The sequence below is a fragment of the Stutzerimonas stutzeri genome (assembly GCF_019090095.1).
Lineage (GTDB): Bacteria > Pseudomonadota > Gammaproteobacteria > Pseudomonadales > Pseudomonadaceae > Stutzerimonas > Stutzerimonas stutzeri_AN.
The window spans coordinates 1,231,687-1,252,975 of the sequence record NZ_JAGQFP010000002.1 but is presented as its reverse complement, the minus strand read 5'-3'; the positions used below and the strand labels follow the sequence as shown (position 1 = coordinate 1,252,975).

18 protein-coding genes and 2 tRNA genes are annotated in these 21,289 nt (G+C 61.9%); 7 read left to right on the top strand and 13 right to left on the bottom strand.

What is annotated here, in order from left to right; genetic code table 11:
• Positions 1–258 precede the first annotated feature (258 nt).
• The 7 genes from pgi to KVO92_RS15280 all read left to right on the top strand — a co-directional run bounded on the left by pgi (position 259) and on the right by KVO92_RS15280 (position 8,949).
• Entirely contained in the window at positions 259–1,923 is a 1,665-nt protein-coding gene (gene pgi, locus KVO92_RS15310) for a glucose-6-phosphate isomerase (RefSeq protein WP_217476411.1), read from the top strand.
• Positions 1,924–2,069: 146 nt separating this feature from the next.
• Entirely contained in the window at positions 2,070–2,945 is an 876-nt protein-coding gene (locus KVO92_RS15305) for an oxygenase MpaB family protein (RefSeq protein WP_217476410.1), read from the top strand.
• 92 nt (positions 2,946–3,037) lie between these two features.
• Complete coding sequence (locus KVO92_RS15300; RefSeq protein WP_217476409.1) at positions 3,038–4,216, top strand: acetyl-CoA C-acetyltransferase; 1,179 nt, start codon at positions 3,038–3,040, stop codon at positions 4,214–4,216.
• Positions 4,217–4,291: 75 nt separating this feature from the next.
• A complete protein-coding gene (locus tag KVO92_RS15295) occupies positions 4,292–5,308 on the top strand; it encodes a class I SAM-dependent rRNA methyltransferase (protein WP_217476408.1) in 1,017 nt (338 codons plus the stop codon).
• Between the two features lie 87 nt (positions 5,309–5,395).
• Entirely contained in the window at positions 5,396–8,320 is a 2,925-nt protein-coding gene (locus KVO92_RS15290) for a DUF748 domain-containing protein (RefSeq protein WP_217476407.1), read from the top strand.
• On the top strand, positions 8,317–8,628 hold the full coding sequence (locus KVO92_RS15285) for a DUF2845 domain-containing protein (RefSeq protein ID WP_217476406.1): 312 nt from the start codon (positions 8,317–8,319) through the stop codon (positions 8,626–8,628). Before KVO92_RS15290 ends, KVO92_RS15285 begins: the two co-directional genes overlap by 4 nt.
• Positions 8,629–8,640: 12 nt before the next feature.
• Positions 8,641–8,949, top strand: a complete 309-nt coding sequence (locus tag KVO92_RS15280; protein ID WP_217476405.1) for a DUF2845 domain-containing protein — start codon at positions 8,641–8,643, stop codon at positions 8,947–8,949.
• A gap of 47 nt (positions 8,950–8,996) precedes the next feature.
• Here KVO92_RS15280 and KVO92_RS15275 read toward each other — a convergent pair whose 3' ends face one another.
• The 13 genes from KVO92_RS15275 to glmM form a co-directional block, all read right to left on the bottom strand.
• A complete protein-coding gene (locus KVO92_RS15275; RefSeq protein ID WP_217476404.1) occupies positions 8,997–9,398 on the bottom strand; it encodes a BON domain-containing protein in 402 nt (133 codons plus the stop codon).
• Between the two features lie 277 nt (positions 9,399–9,675).
• Positions 9,676–11,781: a polyribonucleotide nucleotidyltransferase gene (gene pnp / locus KVO92_RS15270; protein ID WP_217476403.1), complete on the bottom strand. Its 2,106-nt coding sequence runs from the start codon at positions 11,779–11,781 to the stop codon at positions 9,676–9,678.
• Between the two features lie 208 nt (positions 11,782–11,989).
• A complete protein-coding gene (rpsO, locus tag KVO92_RS15265; protein ID WP_021205845.1) occupies positions 11,990–12,259 on the bottom strand; it encodes a 30S ribosomal protein S15 in 270 nt (89 codons plus the stop codon).
• A gap of 116 nt (positions 12,260–12,375) precedes the next feature.
• Positions 12,376–13,293, bottom strand: coding sequence for a tRNA pseudouridine(55) synthase TruB (truB, locus tag KVO92_RS15260; protein ID WP_217476402.1), 918 nt, complete (start codon positions 13,291–13,293; stop codon positions 12,376–12,378).
• Position 13,294: 1 nt separating this feature from the next.
• Entirely contained in the window at positions 13,295–13,684 is a 390-nt protein-coding gene (rbfA, locus tag KVO92_RS15255; RefSeq protein ID WP_217476401.1) for a 30S ribosome-binding factor RbfA, read from the bottom strand.
• 138 nt (positions 13,685–13,822) lie between these two features.
• Positions 13,823–16,330, bottom strand: coding sequence for a translation initiation factor IF-2 (infB, locus tag KVO92_RS15250; protein ID WP_217476400.1), 2,508 nt, complete (start codon positions 16,328–16,330; stop codon positions 13,823–13,825).
• Positions 16,331–16,358: 28 nt separating this feature from the next.
• Entirely contained in the window at positions 16,359–17,840 is a 1,482-nt protein-coding gene (gene nusA / locus KVO92_RS15245; protein WP_217476399.1) for a transcription termination factor NusA, read from the bottom strand.
• Positions 17,841–17,888: 48 nt separating this feature from the next.
• Positions 17,889–18,347 carry a ribosome maturation factor RimP gene (gene rimP / locus KVO92_RS15240; RefSeq protein ID WP_217476398.1) on the bottom strand — a complete coding sequence of 153 codons (459 nt, stop codon included), beginning with the start codon at positions 18,345–18,347 and terminating at the stop codon, positions 17,889–17,891.
• A gap of 127 nt (positions 18,348–18,474) precedes the next feature.
• Positions 18,475–18,551, bottom strand: a tRNA-Met gene (locus KVO92_RS15235).
• A gap of 91 nt (positions 18,552–18,642) precedes the next feature.
• Positions 18,643–18,728: transfer RNA gene (locus KVO92_RS15230), tRNA-Leu, on the bottom strand.
• An 11-nt stretch (positions 18,729–18,739) separates the two neighbouring features.
• Positions 18,740–19,123, bottom strand: coding sequence for a preprotein translocase subunit SecG (secG, locus tag KVO92_RS15225; RefSeq protein ID WP_217476397.1), 384 nt, complete (start codon positions 19,121–19,123; stop codon positions 18,740–18,742).
• Between the two features lie 4 nt (positions 19,124–19,127).
• A complete protein-coding gene (gene tpiA / locus KVO92_RS15220; RefSeq protein WP_217476396.1) occupies positions 19,128–19,883 on the bottom strand; it encodes a triose-phosphate isomerase in 756 nt (251 codons plus the stop codon).
• Positions 19,884–19,949: 66 nt separating this feature from the next.
• On the bottom strand, positions 19,950–21,287 hold the full coding sequence (gene glmM / locus KVO92_RS15215) for a phosphoglucosamine mutase (RefSeq protein WP_217476395.1): 1,338 nt from the start codon (positions 21,285–21,287) through the stop codon (positions 19,950–19,952).
• Between the last annotated feature and the right edge of the window lie 2 nt (positions 21,288–21,289).

Sequence of the window (21,289 nt, the reverse complement as noted above, 5' to 3'; positions counted from 1 at the left end):
TTGCCCCGCCAGCCGTCGTCGGCACTGGCCCAGGTGTTACGCTGCGCTGCGAGCGCAACGCTTCGGAACGCTGCGCGTTTTTGCCAGTCAGACCAGTCTCGACGGTGCAGGACGCACCGTCGCCGCTACGGCCTCAACCGTCGCGGTACGCGCCTGCTGCATTCAGGATGAATGCTTGCGTGCCAGCATGATCGAATGACCGTCCGCCCCACCGCAGACCCGCGGACGGTCCGCCAACGCAAAGGAAGCCGAACACCCATGAGCTACTACCAGCACCCTCTCGATGCCACCGGCCTGTTGTCCTGGAAGGCCTTGGAAGAACATCGCCTGGCCATGCAGCATTTCAGCATGCGCGAAGCGTTCAAGGCCGATCCGACGCGCTTCGATGAACTGTCGGTTTCCTGCTGCGGCCTGTTCCTGGACTACTCGAAGAACCTGATCACTCCCGAGACGCGCACGCTACTGGTGAACCTGGCGCGTGAGGCCGGCGTAGAACAGGCCGCCCGCGCCATGTTCGAAGGCGAGCGAATCAACGCGTCGGAGAACCGTCCGGTGCTGCACACTGCCCTGCGCCGTCCGATGGGTGACTCGGTTCTGGTCGACGGCCGCAACATCATGCGCGATGTCCATGCAGCGCTGGCGCAGATGACCGACATCGTCACCCGCATCCACAACAACCTCTGGCGTGGCTTCAGCGACAAGACGATCACCGACGTGGTGAATATCGGCATCGGCGGATCGTTCCTCGGCCCGCAGCTGGTATCCGAGGCGCTGCTGCCGTTCACCCAGCATGGGGTTCGCACTCACTACCTGGCCAACATCGACGGCAGCGAGTTCCGCGAGGTGACGGCCAAGCTGAACGTCGAGACCACCCTGTTCATCATTTCCAGCAAGACCTTCGGCACGCTGGAGACCCTGAAGAACGCTCAGGCTGCGCGCACCTGGTACCTGGGCAAGGGCGGCACCGAAGAGAAGCTCTACCGCCATTTCATCGCGGTCACCAGCAACAAGCAGGCCGCGGTCGATTTCGGCATCCGCGAGAAGAACGTCTTCCCGATGTGGGACTGGGTCGGCGGCCGCTATTCCCTGTGGTCGGCGATCGGGCTGCCCATCGCGCTGGCCATCGGCATGTCCAACTTCAAGGATCTGTTGTCCGGCGCCTACAGCATGGACCAGCATTTCCTCAACGAGCCGTTCGAAAGCAACATGCCCGTGCTGCTGGCCATGCTCGGCGTCTGGTACCACAACTTCTGGGGTGCCCAGAGCTACGCCTTCCTGCCCTACGACCACTACCTGCGCAACTTCGTCAAACACCTGCAGCAGATGGACATGGAATCCAACGGCAAGAGCGTACGCCAGGATGGCACGCCGGTGTCCTGTACCACCGGCCCGGTCATCTGGGGCGGGGTCGGCGCCAATGGCCAGCATGCCTATCACCAGTTGCTGCACCAGGGCACCCCCCTGATTCCGGCCGACTTCATCGTGCCGGTGGTCAGCCACAACCCGGTCGCCGATCACCATGAATGGCTCTACGCCAACTGCCTGTCGCAGAGCCAGGCGCTGATGCTCGGCAAGACCCGCGAGGAGGCCGAGGCCGAACTGCGCGCCAAAGGCATGGACGAGGCCGAAGTGCAGCGTCTGGCCCCGCACAAGGTCATTCCGGGCAATCGCCCGAGCAATACCGTGGTCATGGAAACCATCAGCCCCGGCCGCCTGGGGGCACTGATTGCACTCTACGAGCACAAGGTATTTGTCCAGGGCGTGATCTGGGGTATCAACTCCTTCGACCAATGGGGCGTCGAACTCGGCAAGGAGCTCGGCAAGGCCGTCTACGGTCAGATGACCAGCTTCGATGCGCCACCGGCCGAGGATGCGTCGACCCAGGGCCTGATCGACTTCTTCCGTGGTCGCCATCGCGGCTGATCCGCTCGCACGCCGGGCTCTCTCACCGGCCCGGCGTGCCGCTCGCCGCAGCGTTTAGCGGTGTGTGGCCGTCCCCCATCGGGCATGGCGCATCCTGATGCTGGGCTTGGCGTAACATGAGCCTCCCCCTGCCGATCAGATCCGCCATGGAACCCATTCGCCGTCATATCGAAGCGCAAGTGCTCAGCCTTACCGGCCTGGCCATCGGCGGTGTCGATTACGAAAATCCGCCAGGCGACCCTGGCCTGTTCGGCCCGGATGCGGTCTGCTGGCGTGTGCACGGCGATTTCACCTCGATGATGGTAGGCGGGATTTCCGCTCTGCTGCTGCAGGCCCTGCACCCTCTCGCGCTCGCGGGCGTCTGGGATCACTCGAACTTTCGCGAAGACCTGCTCGGCCGGCTAAGACGTACTGGGCAGTTCATCTCCGCCACGACCTTCGGCAGCCAGGCCGACGCACAGCGGCTGATCGAGCGCGTCCGTACCATCCATCTACAGGTGACCGGCCATGCGCCTGATGGCCGCCGGTATGCGGCCTCCGATCCCGAGCTGCTGACCTGGGTGCACGTCGCCGAGGTCAGCAGTTTTCTCAAGGCGCACCTGCGTTACCTCAACCCGGCCTTGTCGGATCAGGCGCAGGATCGCTATTACGCCGAGGTGGCGCGGATCGCCGAGGCGCTGGGCGCGCGGGAAGTGCCCCGCTCCCGGCAAGCGGTCGCCGACTATCTACAGGCGATCCAGCCGCAGTTGCGCTGCGACGAGCGTTCACGCGAGATCGTGCGGGTACTTTTCGAGGCCCCTGCGCCCAGCCACCTCGCCAAACCCTTCGGGGCGCTGATGATGCGTGCCGGCGTCGATCTGCTGCCGGACTGGGCCAGCCAGATGCTCGATCTTCAACAGTCCGGCCCCGAGCGCCAGTTGATCCGCTTCGGTGTCAGGCGTACCGCCCCTGTGCTGCGCTGGGCCGTGCGCAGCGGTTCGGTGCATCGCGCCCGCCGCCGAATGGGGCTACCGATCCGCTAGTGTGACCGACAGGTTCCGCCTGTGGAGCCACCCCGGAGCCTGTGCCACCATGAGCGCCCCGCGGGCGCCCGCACCTTCCGGAGGTAAGCAGCATGCAAGAAGTCGTCATCGTCGCCGCCACCCGCACTGCCGTCGGCAGCTTCCAGGGCGCGCTGGCCAATATTCCCGCCGTCGACCTCGGCGCCGCGGTCATTCGCCGTCTGCTGCAACAAACCGAACTCGACCCGGCCGAGGTCGATGAGGTGATTCTCGGCCAGGTCCTGACCGCTGGCGCCGGCCAGAACCCGGCTCGTCAGGCCGCCCTCAACGCCGGATTGCCGCACGCGGTGCCGGCGATGACCCTGAACAAGGTCTGCGGCTCCGGACTCAAGGCGCTGCATCTGGCCGCTCAAGCGATCCGCTGTGGTGATGCCGAGGTGGTCATAGCCGGCGGCATGGAGAATATGAGCCTGGCCCCCTATGTGATGCCGACGGCACGTACCGGTTTGCGCATGGGTCACGGCAAGTTGCTCGACAGCATGATCCAGGACGGCCTATGGGACGCGTTCAACGACTATCACATGGGCATTACCGCCGAAAACCTGGTGGCCGAGTACGGCATCACACGTGAAGCGCAGGATGCCTTCGCCGCCGCGTCCCAGCAAAAAGCCAGCGCGGCGATAGAAGCCGGACGCTTCCGGAACGAGATCACGCCGATCGAAATTCCGCAGCGCAAAGGCGAGCCACTGATTTTCGATACCGATGAACAACCACGCGCCGGCACCACCGCCGAGAGCCTGGCCAAGCTCAAGCCAGCCTTCAAGAAGGACGGCAGCGTCACCGCCGGCAACGCGTCCAGCCTCAATGACGGCGCCGCCGCCGTGCTGCTGATGAGTGCCGAGAAGGCCAAAGCGCTGGGCCTGCAAATCCTGGCCCGCATCGCCAGCTACGCCAATGCCGGTGTCGACCCGGTCATCATGGGCATCGCGCCGGTTTCCGCGACCCGACGCTGCCTGGAGAAAGCCGGCTGGACGCTCGATCAGCTGGACCTGATCGAAGCCAACGAAGCCTTCGCCGCCCAGGCCCTGTCGGTCGGTCAAGTGCTCGGTTGGGATGCTGACAAGGTCAACGTCAATGGCGGCGCGATCGCCATCGGGCATCCGATCGGCGCATCGGGCTGCCGCATCCTGGTCACCCTGCTGCACGAGATGATCCGCCAAGACGCCCACAAAGGCCTGGCAACGCTGTGCATCGGCGGCGGCCAGGGCGTCGCGCTGGCACTCGAGCGCTGATCGGCGCGACAACAGGCCGGCTCGCGCCGGCAATTTCCGCTAGACTGCGCGGCCCTCTCTTCCGAGTCGCCGCGCATGCCCTCTCTCGAACAGGCGCTGCGCGCCGCTTACGACAATCGCTCAGCCCTGCTCGCCGAACTGCACAGCCAGGCTACCGACTGCTACCGGTTGTTCCACGGCAGCCAGGAAGGTGCCCCTGGACTGACGGTGGATCGGTATGGCCCGCAGCTACTGGTGCAGAGCTTTCACCAGCCGCTGGCGCGTGACGCGCTGCTGGCCCTGCATGAGCAAAGCTGCGCGAGCCTGGGCGTGCCGCTATCGCTTGTCTACAACGACCGCTCGCAAGGCAACTCACGCATCGACCGTACGGACCCGGTCTACCGCGCCGACGCCGACGCGCTGCAGGACCAGATCGGTCAGGAATGGGGCCTGAACTACCGCGTCCGCGCGCGCCACAGCGGTCAGGACCCCTTGCTGTTCCTCGACCTGCGTAACGCCCGTGGCTGGATCAAGGCCAACGCCGCCGGCAAGTCGGTCCTCAACCTGTTCGCCTACACCTGCGGGGTCGGTCTGTGCGCCGCTGGGGGCGGTGCGACCGAGGTGTACAACCTGGACTTTGCCGAAAGCAATCTGGCGGTCGGTCGGGAGAATGGCGCGCTCAATCCGGACTTGCAGCCGATGCAGTTCATTCAGTCGGACTACTTCCCGGCGATCCGCCAGCTGGCCGACTTGCCGATCCCCCAACGCCGAGGCCGAGCGCTGCCCGACTACCCGCGCCTGGCGCCCAAGCAATTCGACCTGGTGCTGCTCGACCCGCCCGCCTGGTCGAAGAGCCCATTTGGCACCGTCGACCTATTGCGCGATTATCAGAGCCTGCTCAAACCCGCCCTGCTCGCGACCGCCGAAGACGGCGTGCTGATTTGCTGCAACAACCTGGCGAAGGTCGACCTGAACGAATGGCGCGAGCAAGTGCTGCGCTGCGCGACAAAGGCCGGTCGGCCGGTGCGCGAGTGGCAGGTGCTGGCGCCGGCGGCCGACTTTCCTTCGGCCGATGGCAGGGCGCCGCTGAAGATCCTGATCTTACAGCTGTGAGACGCAGCGGTTCTCGTGCCGCATAGAGGAACCCGCATGTCGTGCCATACTCCAAGGCAGTCCCACTGCCCCGGAATGTAGGTCCGCATGCCCAATGGAATGAAGCGCGCGCTCATCGCCCTGATGACCGCACTGGTCTGCTATTGCCTCCTCGGCTTTCTGATAGTGCCTGGCGTTGCCCAGCGGGTCATCAACCAACAGCTGATCCAATACGCAACGGTGCCGGCGCGCCTGGAGCGCATCGAGTTCAATCCGTTCAGCCTTGAACTGACGCTGTTCGATCTGCGCCTCGGCGAAGCCGAACAACCACAGCTCGGCTTCGAGCGCCTTTACCTGAACCTGCGGTGGAGCAGTCTCTGGCAGCGCACCCTGCAGATCGAAGATATCGAGCTGGTTGAACTGCACACCGAAGTGGTTTTTGACGAAAACGGCGTGCTCAACCTGACCCAGCTGTTCGACCTGCCTCCGGCTGACGAGGCGCCCGATGAAACCGAGAAAGAGCCGTTCGCGCTGAGCATCGGTCGACTGCAACTGGTTGAGGGCTCCGTGCATTTCGCTGACCGGCGCCCCGCCGAACCCATCGATTTCGTGCTCGACTCGCTCAACTTCGAGCTGCTCAATTTCGCGACCCGTTCGGAAGATGCCGCCGACGCCGTGCTGGTCGCGACCGGTCCCAGCGGTGCGCGGGTGGACTGGCGTGGGCGGGTCAGCCTGGCACCTGTCAGCTCATCTGGTCAACTGAGCGTCAGCAATGTACTGCTCAAGGATTTCTGGGCCTATGCCCAGGACGCGGTTCCCTTGCGCCTGCGGGAAGGTCGGCTCAGCTTCGCCAGCGATTATCGGCTCGATCTTGCCAAAGGCACCGAACTGCAGCTGAGCGACCTGAACGCGCAACTGACCGCGCTCAAACTCGACACGCCCGATGGAGAACCTGCGGGTCGTCTGGAAGGCCTGGAAATCAGCGAGACGTCACTGGATCTGGCCAAGCAGCAGGTAACCATCGGCCAGCTGCGTAGCCGTACGCTGGAGACCTGGGTAACACGAGAGTCCGATGGCGAGCTTAATTGGCAGAAGTGGCTGGCACCCAAATCAGACGCACAGCGCCGCCGCGCCGCCGCCGAGGACGCGGCATCCTCGCCGGCAGCAACCGCCGACGCGACGGAGCCAGACACGGCCTGGCAGGTGCGGTTACGCGACGCGCAGCTACGCGACTATCAGGTTCACCTGAACGATCGCGTGCCGGAGCAGGAGGTCGCGCTGGACCTGAGCGCGCTGGATCTCGACATCGCCAATTTCGACAGCCTGGGCACCTCGCCGTTTGACCTCAGGCTGAACACCCGCGTCGGCAAACAGGGCGCACTGAAGGCCGCCGGACAGCTACAACTGCAGCCTGCGACCGGGCGACTCGAGATCAGCACGCAAGACATCGACTTGCGCATTGCGCAGGCTTACCTCACCCCGTTCGTCCATCTGGAGCTACGCAGTGGTCTGCTGGCCAGCCAGCTGCAACTGGACCTGACCGGCACCGACCCCCTGGCCTTCAGCGTGGCCGGAACGGCAAACGTCACTCAGTTGCATACGCTGGATACGATCAAGGACCGGGACTTCGTTAAATGGCAGCGTCTGGAACTCGACGCGCTGAACTATCAGCATCCCTCAGCGCTGCAAATTGGGCATATCGACCTGATTCAGCCCTATGCACGCTTCATCATCAACCCGGACCTCACCACCAACATCAACGACCTTCTGGTGGACAAGGCACCCGCTGACAGCGCCAAAACGACGGCAACCGCGGCCGAGCCGGCTGCACCCATGGCCATTCGTATCGGCGACATCAGCATCAGCGACGGCTCGGCCAATTTCTCCGACCTCAGCTTGCGCCCGCCCTTCATCACCGCGGTGCAGGAACTCAACGGGAAAATCGGCACGCTCGACAACCGTGCCCAACGACCCGCGGCCGTCGACGTACAGGGCAAGGTCGATCGCTACGCACCGGTCAGTATCAAAGGCAGCCTCACCCCCTTCGATCCTTTGCAGAGCCTCGATATCGCGACCCAGTTCAGGCGCGTCGAGCTGACCACCCTGTCGCCCTATTCGGCCAAGTTCGCCGGATACCGCATCCGCAAGGGCCGTCTCAATCTTGACCTGCATTACCGCATCCAGCAGGGCCAGCTGAACGCCGAGAACGAAGTGGTGCTTGAGCAACTGCAGCTCGGTGAAAAAGTCGACAGCGAACAGGCCGTGGACCTACCGGTCCGTCTGGCCGTCGCCTTGCTGAAAGACAGTAGCGGCACCATCGCTATCAAGCTCCCCGTGCAAGGCGACCTGAACAACCCGCAGTTCGACGTGATGCCGATCGTATGGCAGACGCTGCGCAATTTGGTGGTGCGGGCTGTGAAGTCGCCGTTCAAGTTTCTCGGCGGACTGGTCGGGGGCAGCCAGGCCGATCTCAATGAGATCCCGTTTGCGCCGGGCAGCAGCGCACTGGACCGCGAGGCGCGCAGCCGACTCGACACCCTGGCGGCCGCGCTCAAGGAGCGTCCTGTGCTGCGCCTGGAGGTCGAAGGCAGGAGCGCCCCGACGCTCGATGGTCCTCTGCTTGCCGAACAATGGCTCGAGCGCGAATATCAGCAGACCTGGTACAAGGTACTGCAACGACGCGGAGACAAGGTTCCCGCCGACGCCGCCGAACTGCAGATCGGCGAAGAGGAGAAAAGCGCGATGCTCGAAGGAATCTACCGCAGCCGACTGCAACAGCAACCGCCGAGCGAATGGCAACAGCTGGATGAGGACACCCGCACCGGGCTCCTGCGCCAGGCGATACTCGACAGTCGCGAGAACAGCACCGCCCTGTTGCGACGGCTGAGCCGGGAGCGTGCGGGCAGCATCAAGGACTATCTGGTCGATGAGGCCCAGCTACCAGCCGATCGCGTCTACCTGCTGGACACCAGCATTACCGAAGCGCCTGACGGCCAACAGGTCACGACCGAATTGCACCTGGAGGCCGAATGAAGCGCGCCGGAGTGCCCCCCTGTCGATTGGCTGCGCTACTGTGCCTCCTCCTGCTGGGCCAGGTGGCCACTGCGCAGACCCTGCGCTGCGGCAGTGATCTGATCAGCACGGGTGACCGCACCTTCGAGGTCGAGCGCAAGTGCGGCGAGCCGCTGCAGCGGGACTTCGTCGGCTATACCTTAAGCCCCAACGAACGACGCGAGATGGCACGCGAGGAATGGGTCTACGGACCGCGAAACGGCGTGTTCAGCATCCTGACCTTCGAAGGCAACCGCCTGGTCGAGATCGAAACACGCCGTGAGCACTGAGCTGATGGCCCAATGAAGCCAGTCGGCGCGCTGTTGACGGTGCTGCTCCTGTCGCTCGGCGCGGTGGATGCCAACGCATCGTCGACCTTCCGCTGTCGCAGCAAGCTGGTCAGCCTGCAAGCCACCACCGCCGAGGTCGCGGCCAAATGCGGCGAGCCGTCGGCCCGCGCCATGACCGGCTACCGCGAAATCATCGATGATTACGGGTTCCGCCAGGAGGTGCCCGTCGAGGAGTGGACCTACGGCCCCACCAACGGCATGTATCACTTCCTGCGTTTCGAAGGGAATCGCCTCACGCGCATAGACAGCGAGCGCCAATAAAAAAACCCGCTGGCAAACAGCGGGTTCTCTGCACCATCGGTGCGGTATCAGTCGACGGCTTTCAGGCCATCGGCGGAAACATCTTTCACGCCTTCGATGCCCTTGGCCTTGTCAATCGCCATCTCACGCTGCGCTTCGCTCGCAACGGTACCGGACAGCGAGACGACGCCATCGTTGGTTTCCACTTCGATTTTCATGCCAGGAGTCGAGTCGCCGGCCAGCAGCGCGGATTTGACCTTGGTGGTGATCCAAGTGTCGGACATGGCTTCACCGGCTTCGTTAGCGGTGTGCTCGGCCGAGTTTTCCAGGTCGCTGTCGGTTGCTGCCAGCATCATGGGTTGGCTGTCGCTCAGGGCAGGCGTGACGTCGGCGAACGCGGCCCCCGCCAGCGGCAAGCTCAAAGCGGTAGCGATGGTGGCAGCGGTAATAGTGGTCTGGATCTTGTTCATGGATAGCACTCCTGTTTCTCATAGTCGCTGCGGCACAGTCCTGCCGCAGAGTCACTGTAAACATCGCAAGCGGCATGCCAAAAAACTTAAGACCATAAAAGGCTTTATAATCAACAGCTTAGAGTCTGAACAATATCGCTTGGCCACTAGCACTCTGCATGTTTCGCCCAGCTGAGGCGTGCAGTCTGCAATGCGAGATCGCCCGTCTCGGCTCGCTCCGCTTATCTGAGCCCAAAAAAAAGAGCCCCGAAGGGCTCTTTTTCCTAACACCGGCAAATCAGGCGCCGGACGCCTCGGCAGCAGCAACGTCCTTGATGGACAGCTTGATGCGGCCACGGTTGTCCACGTCCAGGACCAGGACCTTGACTTCCTGGCCTTCCTTGAGGACGTCGGTGACCTTCTCGACGCGCTGATCGCTCAGCATCGAGATGTGCACCAGACCGTCCTTGCCCGGGAGGATGTTGACGAACGCGCCGAAATCGACGATGCGCTCAACCTTACCGACGTAGATCTTGCCGATTTCCGCTTCGGCGGTGATGCCCAGCACGCGCTGCTTGGCTGCCTCGGCCGCTTCCTTGGTTTCGCCGAAGATCTTGATCGAGCCATCGTCCTCGATGTCGATCGAGGCCTTGGTTTCTTCGCAAATGCTGCGAATGGTGGCGCCGCCCTTGCCGATCACATCGCGGATCTTGTCCTGATCGATCTTCATGGCAATCATGGTCGGTGCGTTGGCCGACAGCTCGGTGCGCGACTGAGCGATGACTTGATTCATCTGGCCGAGGATGTTCTGACGCGCTTCCAGTGCCTGGCCCAGGGCGATCTCCATGATCTCCTCGGTGATGCCCTGGATCTTGATATCCATCTGCAGCGCGGTCACGCCGTTGACCGTTCCGGCGACCTTGAAGTCCATGTCGCCGAGGTGGTCTTCGTCACCCAGGATATCGGTCAGAACGGCGAACTTCTCGCCTTCCTTGACCAGGCCCATAGCGATACCGGCCACCGGGGCCTTCATCGGAACGCCTGCATCCATCAGCGCCAACGAGGCACCACAGACCGACGCCATGGAGCTGGAACCGTTGGACTCGGTGATCTCCGAAACGACACGGACGGTGTACGGGAACTGGTCGGCGCTCGGCAGCATGGCGGCGACGCCACGACGGGCCAGACGACCATGGCCGATCTCGCGGCGCCCGGTTGCACCCATGCGGCCACATTCACCGACCGAGTACGGTGGGAAGTTGTAATGCAGCATGAAGGCATCTTTCTTTTCGCCTTCCAGGGTGTCGAGCAGCTGGGCGTCACGCGCGGTACCCAAGGTCGCAACGACCAGAGCCTGGGTTTCGCCACGGGTGAACAAGGCAGAACCGTGAGTCTTGGGCAGTACGCCGACTTCGATATTCAGCGGACGGACAGTGCGGTTGTCACGACCATCGATGCGCGGCTTGCCGTTGACGATGTTCTCGCGAACGGTGCGGTACTCGATCTCGCCGAACGCTTCCTTGACCTCGGAGGCCGAGGGCTGGCCTTCTTCGCTGGCAAACTTGGCGACGACCTGATCACGCAGCTCGCCCAGGCGCGCGTAACGGTCCTGCTTGACGATGATGGTGTAGGCCTGGGAAATCTGCTCGCCGAACTCGCTACGGATCGCGCTGAGCAGCGCGGTGTTCTCGGCCTTCGGTTGCCAATCCCAGGTAGGCTTCGCCGCTTCAGCGGCCAGCTCGTTCACCGCCTGGATGACGGCCTGGAACTCGTCGTGAGCGAACAGCACAGCGCCGAGCATCTGGTCTTCGGTCAGTTCCTTGGCCTCGGACTCGACCATCAGCACGGCATCCTTGGTGCCGGCTACGACCATGTCCAGGCTGGACGCCTTGAGCTGCTCGTACGTCGGGTTCAGCAGGTAGCCGGTTTCCGGGTGGAACGCCACGCGCGCGGCACCGATCGGGCCGTTGAACGGGATGCCCGAAATGGCCAGTGCGGCGGACGTACCGATCATGGCGGCGATGTCCGGATCGGTCTTCTTGCTGGTCGAAACGACGGTGCAGATGACCTGGACTTCATTCTGGAAGCCTTCCGGGAACAGCGGACGGATCGGCCGGTCGATCAGGCGCGAGGTCAGTGTTTCCTTTTCCGAGGGACGCGCTTCACGCTTGAAGAAGCCGCCAGGGATCTTGCCGGCCGCGTAGGTTTTTTCCTGATAGTGGACCGAGAGCGGGAAGAAGCCCTTGCTCGGATCGGCGGTCTTGGCGCCAACCACGGTCACCAGCACGGTGACGTCGTCGTCGACGGAGACCAGCACGGCGCCGGAAGCCTGACGGGCAACGCGGCCTGTCTCGAGGGTTACGGTCGACTGACCGAACTGAAATTTCTTGATAACCGGGTTCACGGTGGTTCCTTCTCTATGTTGCCTTGGGGGAATCGTTTTACTACGTCCTACGGGCAGAGCCTCACGCCGGACGCGTGTTGCAGATTCGTGGGCAGTGGCGGGAATCGAACCCTGCCGCTGTCCAAAACACGCGCTTCTGAAAGGCAAAAGCTGGAAGCAGGGCTAGCCCCACTTCCAGCTTCGGCATTCAGCTACGCGTCAGCATCGCTTAGCGACGCAGACCCAGACGACCAATCAGAGTGCTGTAACGAGTGGTGTCCTTGCCCTTCAGGTAATCCAGCAGCTTACGACGCTGGTTGACCATGCGGATCAGACCACGACGGGAGTGGTGATCTTTACCGTTGGCCTTGAAGTGACCTTGCAGCTTGTTGATGTTGGCGGTCAGCAGGGCAACCTGCACTTCCGGAGAACCGGTATCGCCTTCACCTTGCTTGTACTCGTCAACGATCTGGGCTTTTTCTTCAACGCTAAGTGCCATGATGGGCTCCTTCTATGAACAGGCCGGGACGTGTCCCGTTTTATTAAAAGAGGCATGACCGTGCCTGCCGACAGCCACCCTCGTCACGCCCACCGTCGATGCGGTGGGCGCATCGGTCATTCCGACCGAATCAAGCGACGCGGCGCTATGCGCCCGTCTTCACTCACTTCACCGATACCGATGAAGCGGCCATTGTGATCCTGCACGCGCAGCATGCCGAACTTCGGCGCTTCCGGTGCACGCACCGGCTGCCCATGCAACCAATAAAACGCGCTGTGCTCTGACAACTGCAACAGTGGCCAATGCTCCAACCCGCTGTCCACTGGTTTGAGGAATGCGTCTACCGCTTCCGCACCACCTTCCGCGTGAGCCTGCTCGAGCGCTTCGAGGCTGACCGTCTGGGCCAGATCGAACGGCCCGGCCTGGGTCCGACGCAACTCCGCAACGTGCGCGCCACAGCCCAATTCGCGGCCGATGTCTTCGACCAGCGTACGAATGTAGGTGCCTTTGCTGCAGCTCACTGCAAGGCGAGCCCGGTCACCGTCGAGCGACAGCAGATCCAAGCGCGCAATATTAACAGAACGTGGCTCTCGCTCCACTACTTCCCCGGCACGCGCCAGCTTGTATAGCGGCTGACCGTCACGCTTGAGCGCGGAGTACATCGGTGGAATCTGCTGCAAATCACCTCGAAACGCCGGCAGCACCGCCTCCAGCTGCGCCTGGGTCACGGCGACAGGCTTGCGCTCGAGCACCTCACCCTCGGCATCCGCCGTGGTGGTGGTGATGCCAAGCTGCGCAACGGTTTCATAACCCTTGTCGGCATCGAGCAGGTATTGGGAAAACTTGGTGGCCTCACCGAAGCACAACGGCAGCACACCGGTGGCCAGCGGATCCAGGCTTCCCGTATGCCCGGCCTTTTCGGCGTTGAGCAGCCAACGGACCTTCTGCAACGCCGCATTGGACGTGAAGCCACGCGGCTTATCGAGAAGAATGATGCCACTGACTGAGCGGCGAACGCGTTTAACCTGAGCCACCTTACTCTCCGACGTCATCGCTGTGCTTGCGATCTTCAGCCACGGCGCGCTCGATCAGCGACGCGAGCTCTACGCCACGGCGCACGCTGGCGTCATAGTTGAAATGCAACTGAGGTACGGTACGCAGCTTCATCGCCTTGCCCAATTGCATTCGCAGGAAGCCACCGGCCTCGTTGAGAATCTTGAGATTGGCTTTGACCGCGTCCTCGTCATCGTCCTTGCCCATGACGGTGATGAACACCTTGGCATGGGACAGATCGCGACTGACATCGACGGCCGTAATGGTAACCAGCCCCAGGCGGGGGTCTTTCACTTCTCGTTGTATCAGCAACGCCAACTCGCGCTGCATCTGGTCGCCGATACGCTGGGTTCGGCTGAATTCTTTGGCCATAAACGCTGCCTCTAGCTGCACGCTGCACGCTGCACGCTGCACGCTGTGAATTTTTGAGCCACAAAACCAAACGGCAAGCTCAATCGGTGAGCCGAAGCCACCTCTTGATGCTTGCCGCTTGAGGCTTGTCGCTGCTTGTTAGAGCGAACGCGCCACTTCGACCTTCTCGAATACTTCGATCTTGTCGCCAGCCTTGACGTCGTTGTAGCTCTTCACCGCGATACCGCACTCCATGCCGGCGCGCACTTCTGCGACGTCGTCCTTGAAGCGGCGCAGCGATTCCAGCTCGCCCTCGAAGATCACCACGTCATCGCGCAGTACGCGAATCGGACGGTTGCGGTGCACCATACCTTCGATGACCATGCAGCCCGCGACAGCGCCAAACTTCGGCGAGCGGAACACATCGCGAACCTCGGCGACCCCCAGGATGTTCTCGCGAACATCACTGCCGAGCATCCCGGTCAGGGCCTTCTTGACGTCTTCGATGATGTCGTAGATCACGTTGTAGTAACGCAGATCCAGGCCTTCCTGCTCGACGATCTTGCGAGCACCAGCATCGGCACGCACGTTGAAGCCGAACAGAACGGCGTTCGATGCCAGCGCCAGGTTGGCGTCGCTCTCGGTGATACCACCGACACCACCGCCGATGACACGCACCTGGACTTCATCGTTGCCGAGGCTGCTGAGCGAGCCCTGCAGCGCTTCGAGCGAACCACGGACGTCGGATTTGAGGACGATGTTGAGCGTCTTCTTCTCTTCCTGCCCCATGCTTTCGAAGATGTTTTCCAGCTTGCCGGCATGCGCACGGGCCAGCTTCACTTCGCGGAACTTGCCCTGACGGAACAAGGCGACTTCGCGCGCCTTCTTCTCGTCAGCCAATACGCTGAGTTCGTCGCCGGCATCAGGCGTACCGTCAAGACCGAGGATTTCAACCGGAATCGATGGGCCGGCTTCCTTGATGGGCTTGCCGTTCTCGTCGAGCATGGCGCGAATGCGGCCGTAGTTCGAGCCGACCAGTGCCATGTCTCCCTGACGCAGAGTACCGTCCTGAACCAGCACCGTAGCGACCGGACCACGCCCCTTGTCGAGACGCGACTCGACGACCACACCGCGGCCAGGCGCCGAAGGTGTCGCGGTCAGTTCGAGAATCTCGGCCTGCAGCAGTACCGCTTCGAGCAGCTCATCGACACCAGTTCCCATCTTCGCGGAAACCGGAACGAACGGCGTGTCACCGCCCCACTCTTCCGACGTCACTTCGTGAACGGACAACTCGCTACGGATCCGGTCGAGATCGGCGCCCGGCTTGTCAATCTTGTTCACCGCAACCACCAACGGAACGCCGGCGGCCTTGGCATGCTGGATCGCCTCGATGGTTTGTGGCATCACGCCGTCGTCGGCTGCCACGACCAGAATGACGATATCGGTCGCCTGTGCACCCCGGGCACGCATGGCGGTAAACGCGGCGTGGCCTGGCGTGTCGAGGAAGGTGACCATGCCACGATCGGTCTCGACATGATAAGCACCGATGTGCTGGGTGATACCACCCGCTTCTCCGGCAGCGACCTTGGCCCGACGAATGTAGTCAAGGAGCGACGTCTTACCGTGGTCGACGTGACCCATGACGGTCACCACCGGCGCACGCGTAATCGCCTCGCCTTCGAACTTCAGCAGTTCGGCCAGTTGCTCTTCCAGGGCGTTGTCGCTGACCAGCTTGACCTTGTGACCAAGCTCTTCAGCAATCAACTGGGCAGTCTCCTGATCCAGCACCTGGTTGATGGTGACCGGGCTGCCCATCTTGAACATGAACTTGATGACTTCGGCGGCCTTCACCGACATCTGCTGCGCCAGATCGCCAACGGTGATGGTTTCGCCAATCGCGACTTCGCGAACGATCGGGCCGGTCGGGCTCTGGAAGCCATGCGCGTTGCGCTTCTTCAGCTTCGACTTGCCACGCCCACCGCGACGGAACCCGTCGGCATCGTCTTCACCACTGCGTACGGTACGCGACAGCGGCGCCTTGGTCTTCAACGACGGGCGATGCTGCGCCTGCTTGCGATCACGGCGTTCGTCGTCATCACTGCGTGCCTTGTCCGATCGGCGCGGCTCGTCCTTCTTGCGCTCCTCGATCGGAGCGGCCGGAGCAACCGGAGCGGGCTCAGGCTCCACGACAGGTACAGGCTCTTCGGAAGCAGTCGCCTGCGCTTGTTGCGCCTGGGCAGCCGCTTGCGCTTCAGCCTGCAGCCGGGCCTCTTCCTCAGCGCGCAGACGCGCCTCTTCGGCGGCCTTCTGCCGAGCGGCCTCTTCGGCGGCACGCTGCTCTTCGAGCTCGCGCTGCTTCTCGGCTTCGATCTCGTCAGGGCTACGCTTGACGAAGGTTTTCTTCTTACGCACTTCAACACTGATGGTCTTGCTACCACCGACCTTCAGCTTGGTCGTGGTCTTGCGCTGCAATGTAATCTTGCGCGGCTCGTCCACCTTGGCGCCGTGGCTGCTCTTGAGGTGCGCCAACAGGGCCTGCTTTTCGTTATCGGTCACTACTTGCTCGGCGCTGGTGTGCGACAGTCCTGCCTCACGCATCTGCTGCAGCAGTCGCTCGACCGGTGTGTCGACCACCTGGGCCAGTTCTTTCACCGTGACTTGCGTCATGCATCTCTCTCCTCAGGCCGCTAATTACTTACTCGAACCAGTGGGCTCGGGCGGCCATGATCAGCTTGCCGGCACGCTCTTGATCTATGCCGTCTATGTCGAGCAGGTCGTCAATCGACTGCTCGGCCAGGTCTTCGCGGGTGATGACACCCCGCATTGCCAACTCGACCGCCAGTTCCTTGTTCATGCCTTCCAGCTCGATCAAATCCTCGGCTGGCTGGGCGTCTGCCAGTTTTTCTTCCGTTGCGATCGCTTTCGTCAGCAGGCGATCCTTGGCGCGGGTTCGCAGCTCGTTGACGATGTCCTCGTCGAAGCCTTCAATGCCGAGCATTTCCTCCATAGGAACGTAGGCGATCTCCTCGAGCGAGGTGAAACCCTCCTCGACCAGCACCTGTGCCAACTCTTCATCCACATCCAGCTCGTCGATGAAATTGCGCAGGATGTCGCCGGTTTCTTCCTGCTGCTTGGTCTGGATGTCGGCTTCGGTCATCACGTTCAGCGTCCAGCCGGTCAGCTGGCTGGCCAGACGTACGTTCTGACCGCCTCGACCGATCGCCTGCGCCAGATTGTCTTCGCCGACCGCGATATCCATCGCGTGTGCATCCTCGTCGACGATGATGGCGGCGACTTCGGCCGGTGCCATGGCATTGATGACGAACTGTGCCGGGTTCTCGTCCCACAGGACGATGTCGACGCGCTCACCACCGATCTCTCCGGATACCGCCTGGACACGCGAACCGCGCATCCCGATGCAGGCACCCTGCGGATCGATGCGCTTGTCTTTCGAACGCACGGCGATCTTGGCCCGTGAGCCCGGATCACGCGAGGCGCCCATGACCTCGATCAGCCCTTCGGCGATTTCCGGCACCTCGATACGGAACAACTCGATCAGCATCTGCGGCGCGGTACGCGACAGAATCAGCTGCGGCCCGCGATTCTCGGTACGAATCTCCTTGAGCAGCGCACGTACCCGTGCGCCGACACGGAAGGTCTCGCGAGCGATGATGTCCTCGCGGGCCAGCAAGGCCTCGGCATTGTTACCCAGATCGACGATGACGCTGTCGCGGGTGACCTTCTTCACGGTGCCGGAGATGATTTCACCCAGACGATCGCGATAAGCCTCGACCACCTGAGCCCGCTCGGCTTCCCGAACCTTCTGCACGATGACCTGCTTGGCGGTCTGGGCAGCGATACGTCCGAATTCGATCGATTCGATTTTTTCTTCCAGAACGTCACCGACCTTCGCGTGGGCATCCTGGGCCTGCTTCATATCGACGGTCAGTTGGTGTGCCGGATCGTCGAAATCTTCTTCTTCAACGACGGTCCAGCGACGAAACGTTTCGTAGCTGCCGTTGTGCCGATTGATCTCGACTCGCAGGTCCACCTCGTCCTCGAAGCGCTTCTTGGTAGCCGTGGCCAACGCCAGCTCCAATGCCTCGAAGATTACACCGGCCGGTACGCCTTTCTCGTTGGATACCGACTCCACAACCAGCAGTACTTCTTTGCTCATCGTACGCCTCGCCTTTCGCAATCCATTGGGGTCCGCGGGATCCGCGATTCACTCAAAACGGGGGATTATGTTGGTCTTGTCGATCATGTCGATCGGCAACAGGTATTCGTGATCATCGACCAGCACCACCACATCCTGCTCCTCGACCCCGCGGAGAAGACCCTGGAAATTGCGCCGGCCCTCGAAGGGCGAGCGCAGCCTAATTTTGACCTGATCGCCGACATGCGCCGCGTACTGCTCAAGGGTGAACAGCGGCCGATCCATACCAGGCGAGGACACTTCAAGCGTGTAATCGGAACTGATCGGATCTTCTACGTCGAGAACACCACTCAACTGGCGGCTGACCTTCTCGCAATCATCGACAAGGATGCCATCCGCGTGGTCGATATAGACCCTCAGCAACGAATGGCGGCCTTGTGAAATAAATTCGACGCCCCAGCATTGATAGCCAAGCGCCTCGACCACCGGGGCCAACAAGGCCTGCAACTGTTCTAGCTTGCTCGACATCGAAGTCCTCGTGCATGCCGTACAAATGAAAAATGGGCGAAACGCCCATCCCTGATGATCGCCTGTAGATGCCGGCGACCTGGCTTGAAGCTAATAAAAAGCCCCTTAACAGGGGCTTTTCATCAACTGGTTGCGGGGGCTGGATTTGAACCAACGACCTTCGGGTTATGAGCCCGACGAGCTACCAGACTGCTCCACCCCGCGTCAAACTGGGCACGAATTATACGACCGCACCTAAAATAGGTCAACCTAAACGCTAAAAACAAGAAAGCCCGCATCTGCGGGCCTGCTTGTTTGGTACCGAGGAGGGGACTCGAACCCCTACAGCCTATGGCCACTACCACCTCAAGGTAGCGTGTCTACCAATTCCACCACCTCGGCAAAAACCTGTATCACTGCTGCTTTTCGACTTGCGGCACTTCATCTGCCGCCGGTGCGGAAGGAGCCGACTCCAAAACAGGCACATCTTCGACCGCAGGCTTGCTAGCTGGAACCTCCAGCACTGCCGGATCTGGCAAGCCCGCCTGAGAAACATGCTCAGCCTGACGCGCCGCGAAGAACCCCAAACCCAAGCTGGTCAGAAAAAAAACGCCAGCTAGTATAGCAGTAAATCGACTAAGAAAGGTAGCAGAACCTTGGCTTCCGAATACGGTTGCCGAAGCGCCCGCACCGAACGAGGCACCCGCGTCCGCCCCCTTCCCTTGCTGTAGCAACACCAGCACAACCACACCAATGGCAACCAGCAGATGCACCACAATCACAACAGTCTGCAACATCTGATCAGTTCCCTGCAGCGCGACAGATCGCGCCAAAATCATTCGCTTTCAGAGAGGCACCACCGATAAGCCCCCCATCGATATCCGCCATCCCGAACAGCTCAGCCGCGTTATCGGCCTTTACGCTGCCGCCGTACAGCAGACGCACCCCGGCAGCGACGCTCTGACTCTCCCGCGCAAGTTGGGCCCGAATGGCCGCATGCACTTCCTGAGCCTGCTCCGGCGTTGCGGTGAGCCCTGAGCCTATCGCCCAGACCGGCTCGTATGCCACAACCGCTCTGTCGAAAGCAGCCACACCAGCATCAGCCATGACACATGCCAACTGACGCCCAACCACTTCCAGGGTTTGTCCAGCTTGACGCTGATCCAGCGTCTCACCCAGACACAGCACCGGAATCAAACCACTCTCCAGCGCCGCCTTGAATTTTCGGCTTACTACCTCGTCGCTTTCGCCCAAAAGCAGGCGCCGCTCCGAGTGCCCAACCAATACCCATCCACATCCTGCATCAGCCAGTTGACAAGCCGACTCCTCACCGGTGAAAGCGCCGAAGCCATTCTCAGCCGCACAATCCTGAGCACCTACGGCGATCGCCTTGCCCTCAAGACCGCTGATCACTTGCGTCAAATGCAAGGAGGACGGAAAAACCGCCACTTCGACCGCGGCCGGCAGTTCCTGTTGACGGAGCGCCTCGATCAGCTCTGCGACGCTGGCGCGGGTACCGTTCATCTTCCAGTTACCAGCTACCAAGGGGCGACGCATGCTTTACCTCATCGGTCAAAGTGGGCGCAGATGGTACTCAACCAAAGCAGACCTGGCAAGCGTCAATCACGCACAAACTTCAGTGACTGCATTCGCCAGCTCTTCGGCATAGGAACGGACCTGTTCCTCGTCGTCACCCTCGACCATGACCCTTACCAAAGGCTCTGTACCCGACTTGCGCAGCAGCACACGACCGCGGCCAGCCATGCGTCCCGTGACGCTGTCACACACCGCCTGCACCTGCGGGTGGGAAATAGGGTCTTTGTCGCCAGCGAAACGTACGTTGATGAGCACCTGCGGGCATTTTTTCCAAACCAGGCGCTCTTGGGCCAGGCTGTGGCCACGCCGCCTCAGGGCGAGCACAACTTGCAGCGCCGCGATAATAGCGTCGCCGGTCGAAACATGTTGCGCGCAGACAATATGCCCCGAGTTTTCGCCGCCCAGCACCCAGTCACGCTCAAGCATCTCCGCCATCACGTAGCGGTCACCGACCTTGGCGCGCACGAACGGAATATCGCGATCCTTCAAGGCCAGCTCAAGCCCGAGATTGCTCATCAGCGTGCCAACCACGCCGCCCGTCAGGCGCCCACGATCCTGAAGATCGGTAGCGATGATGTAGAGCAGCTCGTCGCCGTCAACCTGGGCGCCGGTATGATCGACCATCATGACGCGATCGCCATCGCCATCGAAGGCGATCCCGAGATCAGCCCCCTGCTCGACCACAGCTTTCTGCAACTGCGCCACATGCGTGGAGCCCACGTCGGCGTTGATGTTCAGGCCGTCCGGCTGCGCGGCAGTCACCACCACCTCAGCGCCAAGCTCGCGGAAGACGCTGGGTGCCACCTTGTAGGTAGCGCCATGAGCACAATCAAGCACGACCTTCATGCCAGAGAAATCGGTACTGGTGGGAACGCTGCTCTTGCAGAACTCGATGTAGCGACCTGCGGCATCGTTGATTCGGGACGCCTTGCCGAGTTGCGCCGACTCCACGACCGTCATCGGCGTATCCAGCAGCTCCTCGATCATCAGCTCAACCTCGTCCGGCAGCTTCGTGCCCCGACCGGAGAAGAACTTGATGCCGTTGTCGTGATGAGGATTGTGCGAGGCGCTGATCACGATGCCCGCGTCGGCATGAAACGTTCGAGTCAGATAGGCCACCGCAGGCGTAGGCATGGGCCCGAGCAACAGCACATCGGCACCGGCCGCAGAAAGCCCTGCCTGCAACGCGGACTCGAACATATAACCGGAGATACGGGTGTCCTTCCCGATCAGGATTCGGCACTTGCCATGCTTGCGAAAGGCCATCCCGGCCGCCCACCCCAGCTTGAGCATGAAGTCCGGTGTAATCGGAAACTGGCCCACATGGCCACGAATACCATCGGTGCCAAAATATTTTCTACCCATAA

Excerpts from the sequence above, each read along its gene's own strand:
- KVO92_RS15285 (WP_217476406.1), top strand. The coding sequence starts at position 8,317 with ATGAAGCGCGCCGGAGTGCCCCCCTGTCGATTGGCTGCGCTACTGTGC.
- secG (WP_217476397.1), bottom strand. The coding sequence starts at position 19,123 with ATGTTGCAGACTGTTGTGATTGTGGTGCATCTGCTGGTTGCCATTGGT.
- infB (WP_217476400.1), bottom strand. The coding sequence starts at position 16,330 with ATGACGCAAGTCACGGTGAAAGAACTGGCCCAGGTGGTCGACACACCG.
- pgi (WP_217476411.1), top strand. The coding sequence starts at position 259 with ATGAGCTACTACCAGCACCCTCTCGATGCCACCGGCCTGTTGTCCTGG.
- rbfA (WP_217476401.1), bottom strand. The coding sequence starts at position 13,684 with ATGGCCAAAGAATTCAGCCGAACCCAGCGTATCGGCGACCAGATGCAG.
- KVO92_RS15295 (WP_217476408.1), top strand. The coding sequence starts at position 4,292 with ATGCCCTCTCTCGAACAGGCGCTGCGCGCCGCTTACGACAATCGCTCA.
- rimP (WP_217476398.1), bottom strand. The coding sequence starts at position 18,347 with ATGTCGAGCAAGCTAGAACAGTTGCAGGCCTTGTTGGCCCCGGTGGTC.
- KVO92_RS15275 (WP_217476404.1), bottom strand. The coding sequence starts at position 9,398 with ATGAACAAGATCCAGACCACTATTACCGCTGCCACCATCGCTACCGCT.
- KVO92_RS15305 (WP_217476410.1), top strand. The coding sequence starts at position 2,070 with ATGGAACCCATTCGCCGTCATATCGAAGCGCAAGTGCTCAGCCTTACC.
- KVO92_RS15280 (WP_217476405.1), top strand. The coding sequence starts at position 8,641 with ATGAAGCCAGTCGGCGCGCTGTTGACGGTGCTGCTCCTGTCGCTCGGC.
- nusA (WP_217476399.1), bottom strand. The coding sequence starts at position 17,840 with ATGAGCAAAGAAGTACTGCTGGTTGTGGAGTCGGTATCCAACGAGAAA.
- KVO92_RS15290 (WP_217476407.1), top strand. The coding sequence starts at position 5,396 with ATGCCCAATGGAATGAAGCGCGCGCTCATCGCCCTGATGACCGCACTG.
- rpsO (WP_021205845.1), bottom strand. The coding sequence starts at position 12,259 with ATGGCACTTAGCGTTGAAGAAAAAGCCCAGATCGTTGACGAGTACAAG.
- tpiA (WP_217476396.1), bottom strand. The coding sequence starts at position 19,883 with ATGCGTCGCCCCTTGGTAGCTGGTAACTGGAAGATGAACGGTACCCGC.
- glmM (WP_217476395.1), bottom strand. The coding sequence starts at position 21,287 with ATGGGTAGAAAATATTTTGGCACCGATGGTATTCGTGGCCATGTGGGC.
- KVO92_RS15300 (WP_217476409.1), top strand. The coding sequence starts at position 3,038 with ATGCAAGAAGTCGTCATCGTCGCCGCCACCCGCACTGCCGTCGGCAGC.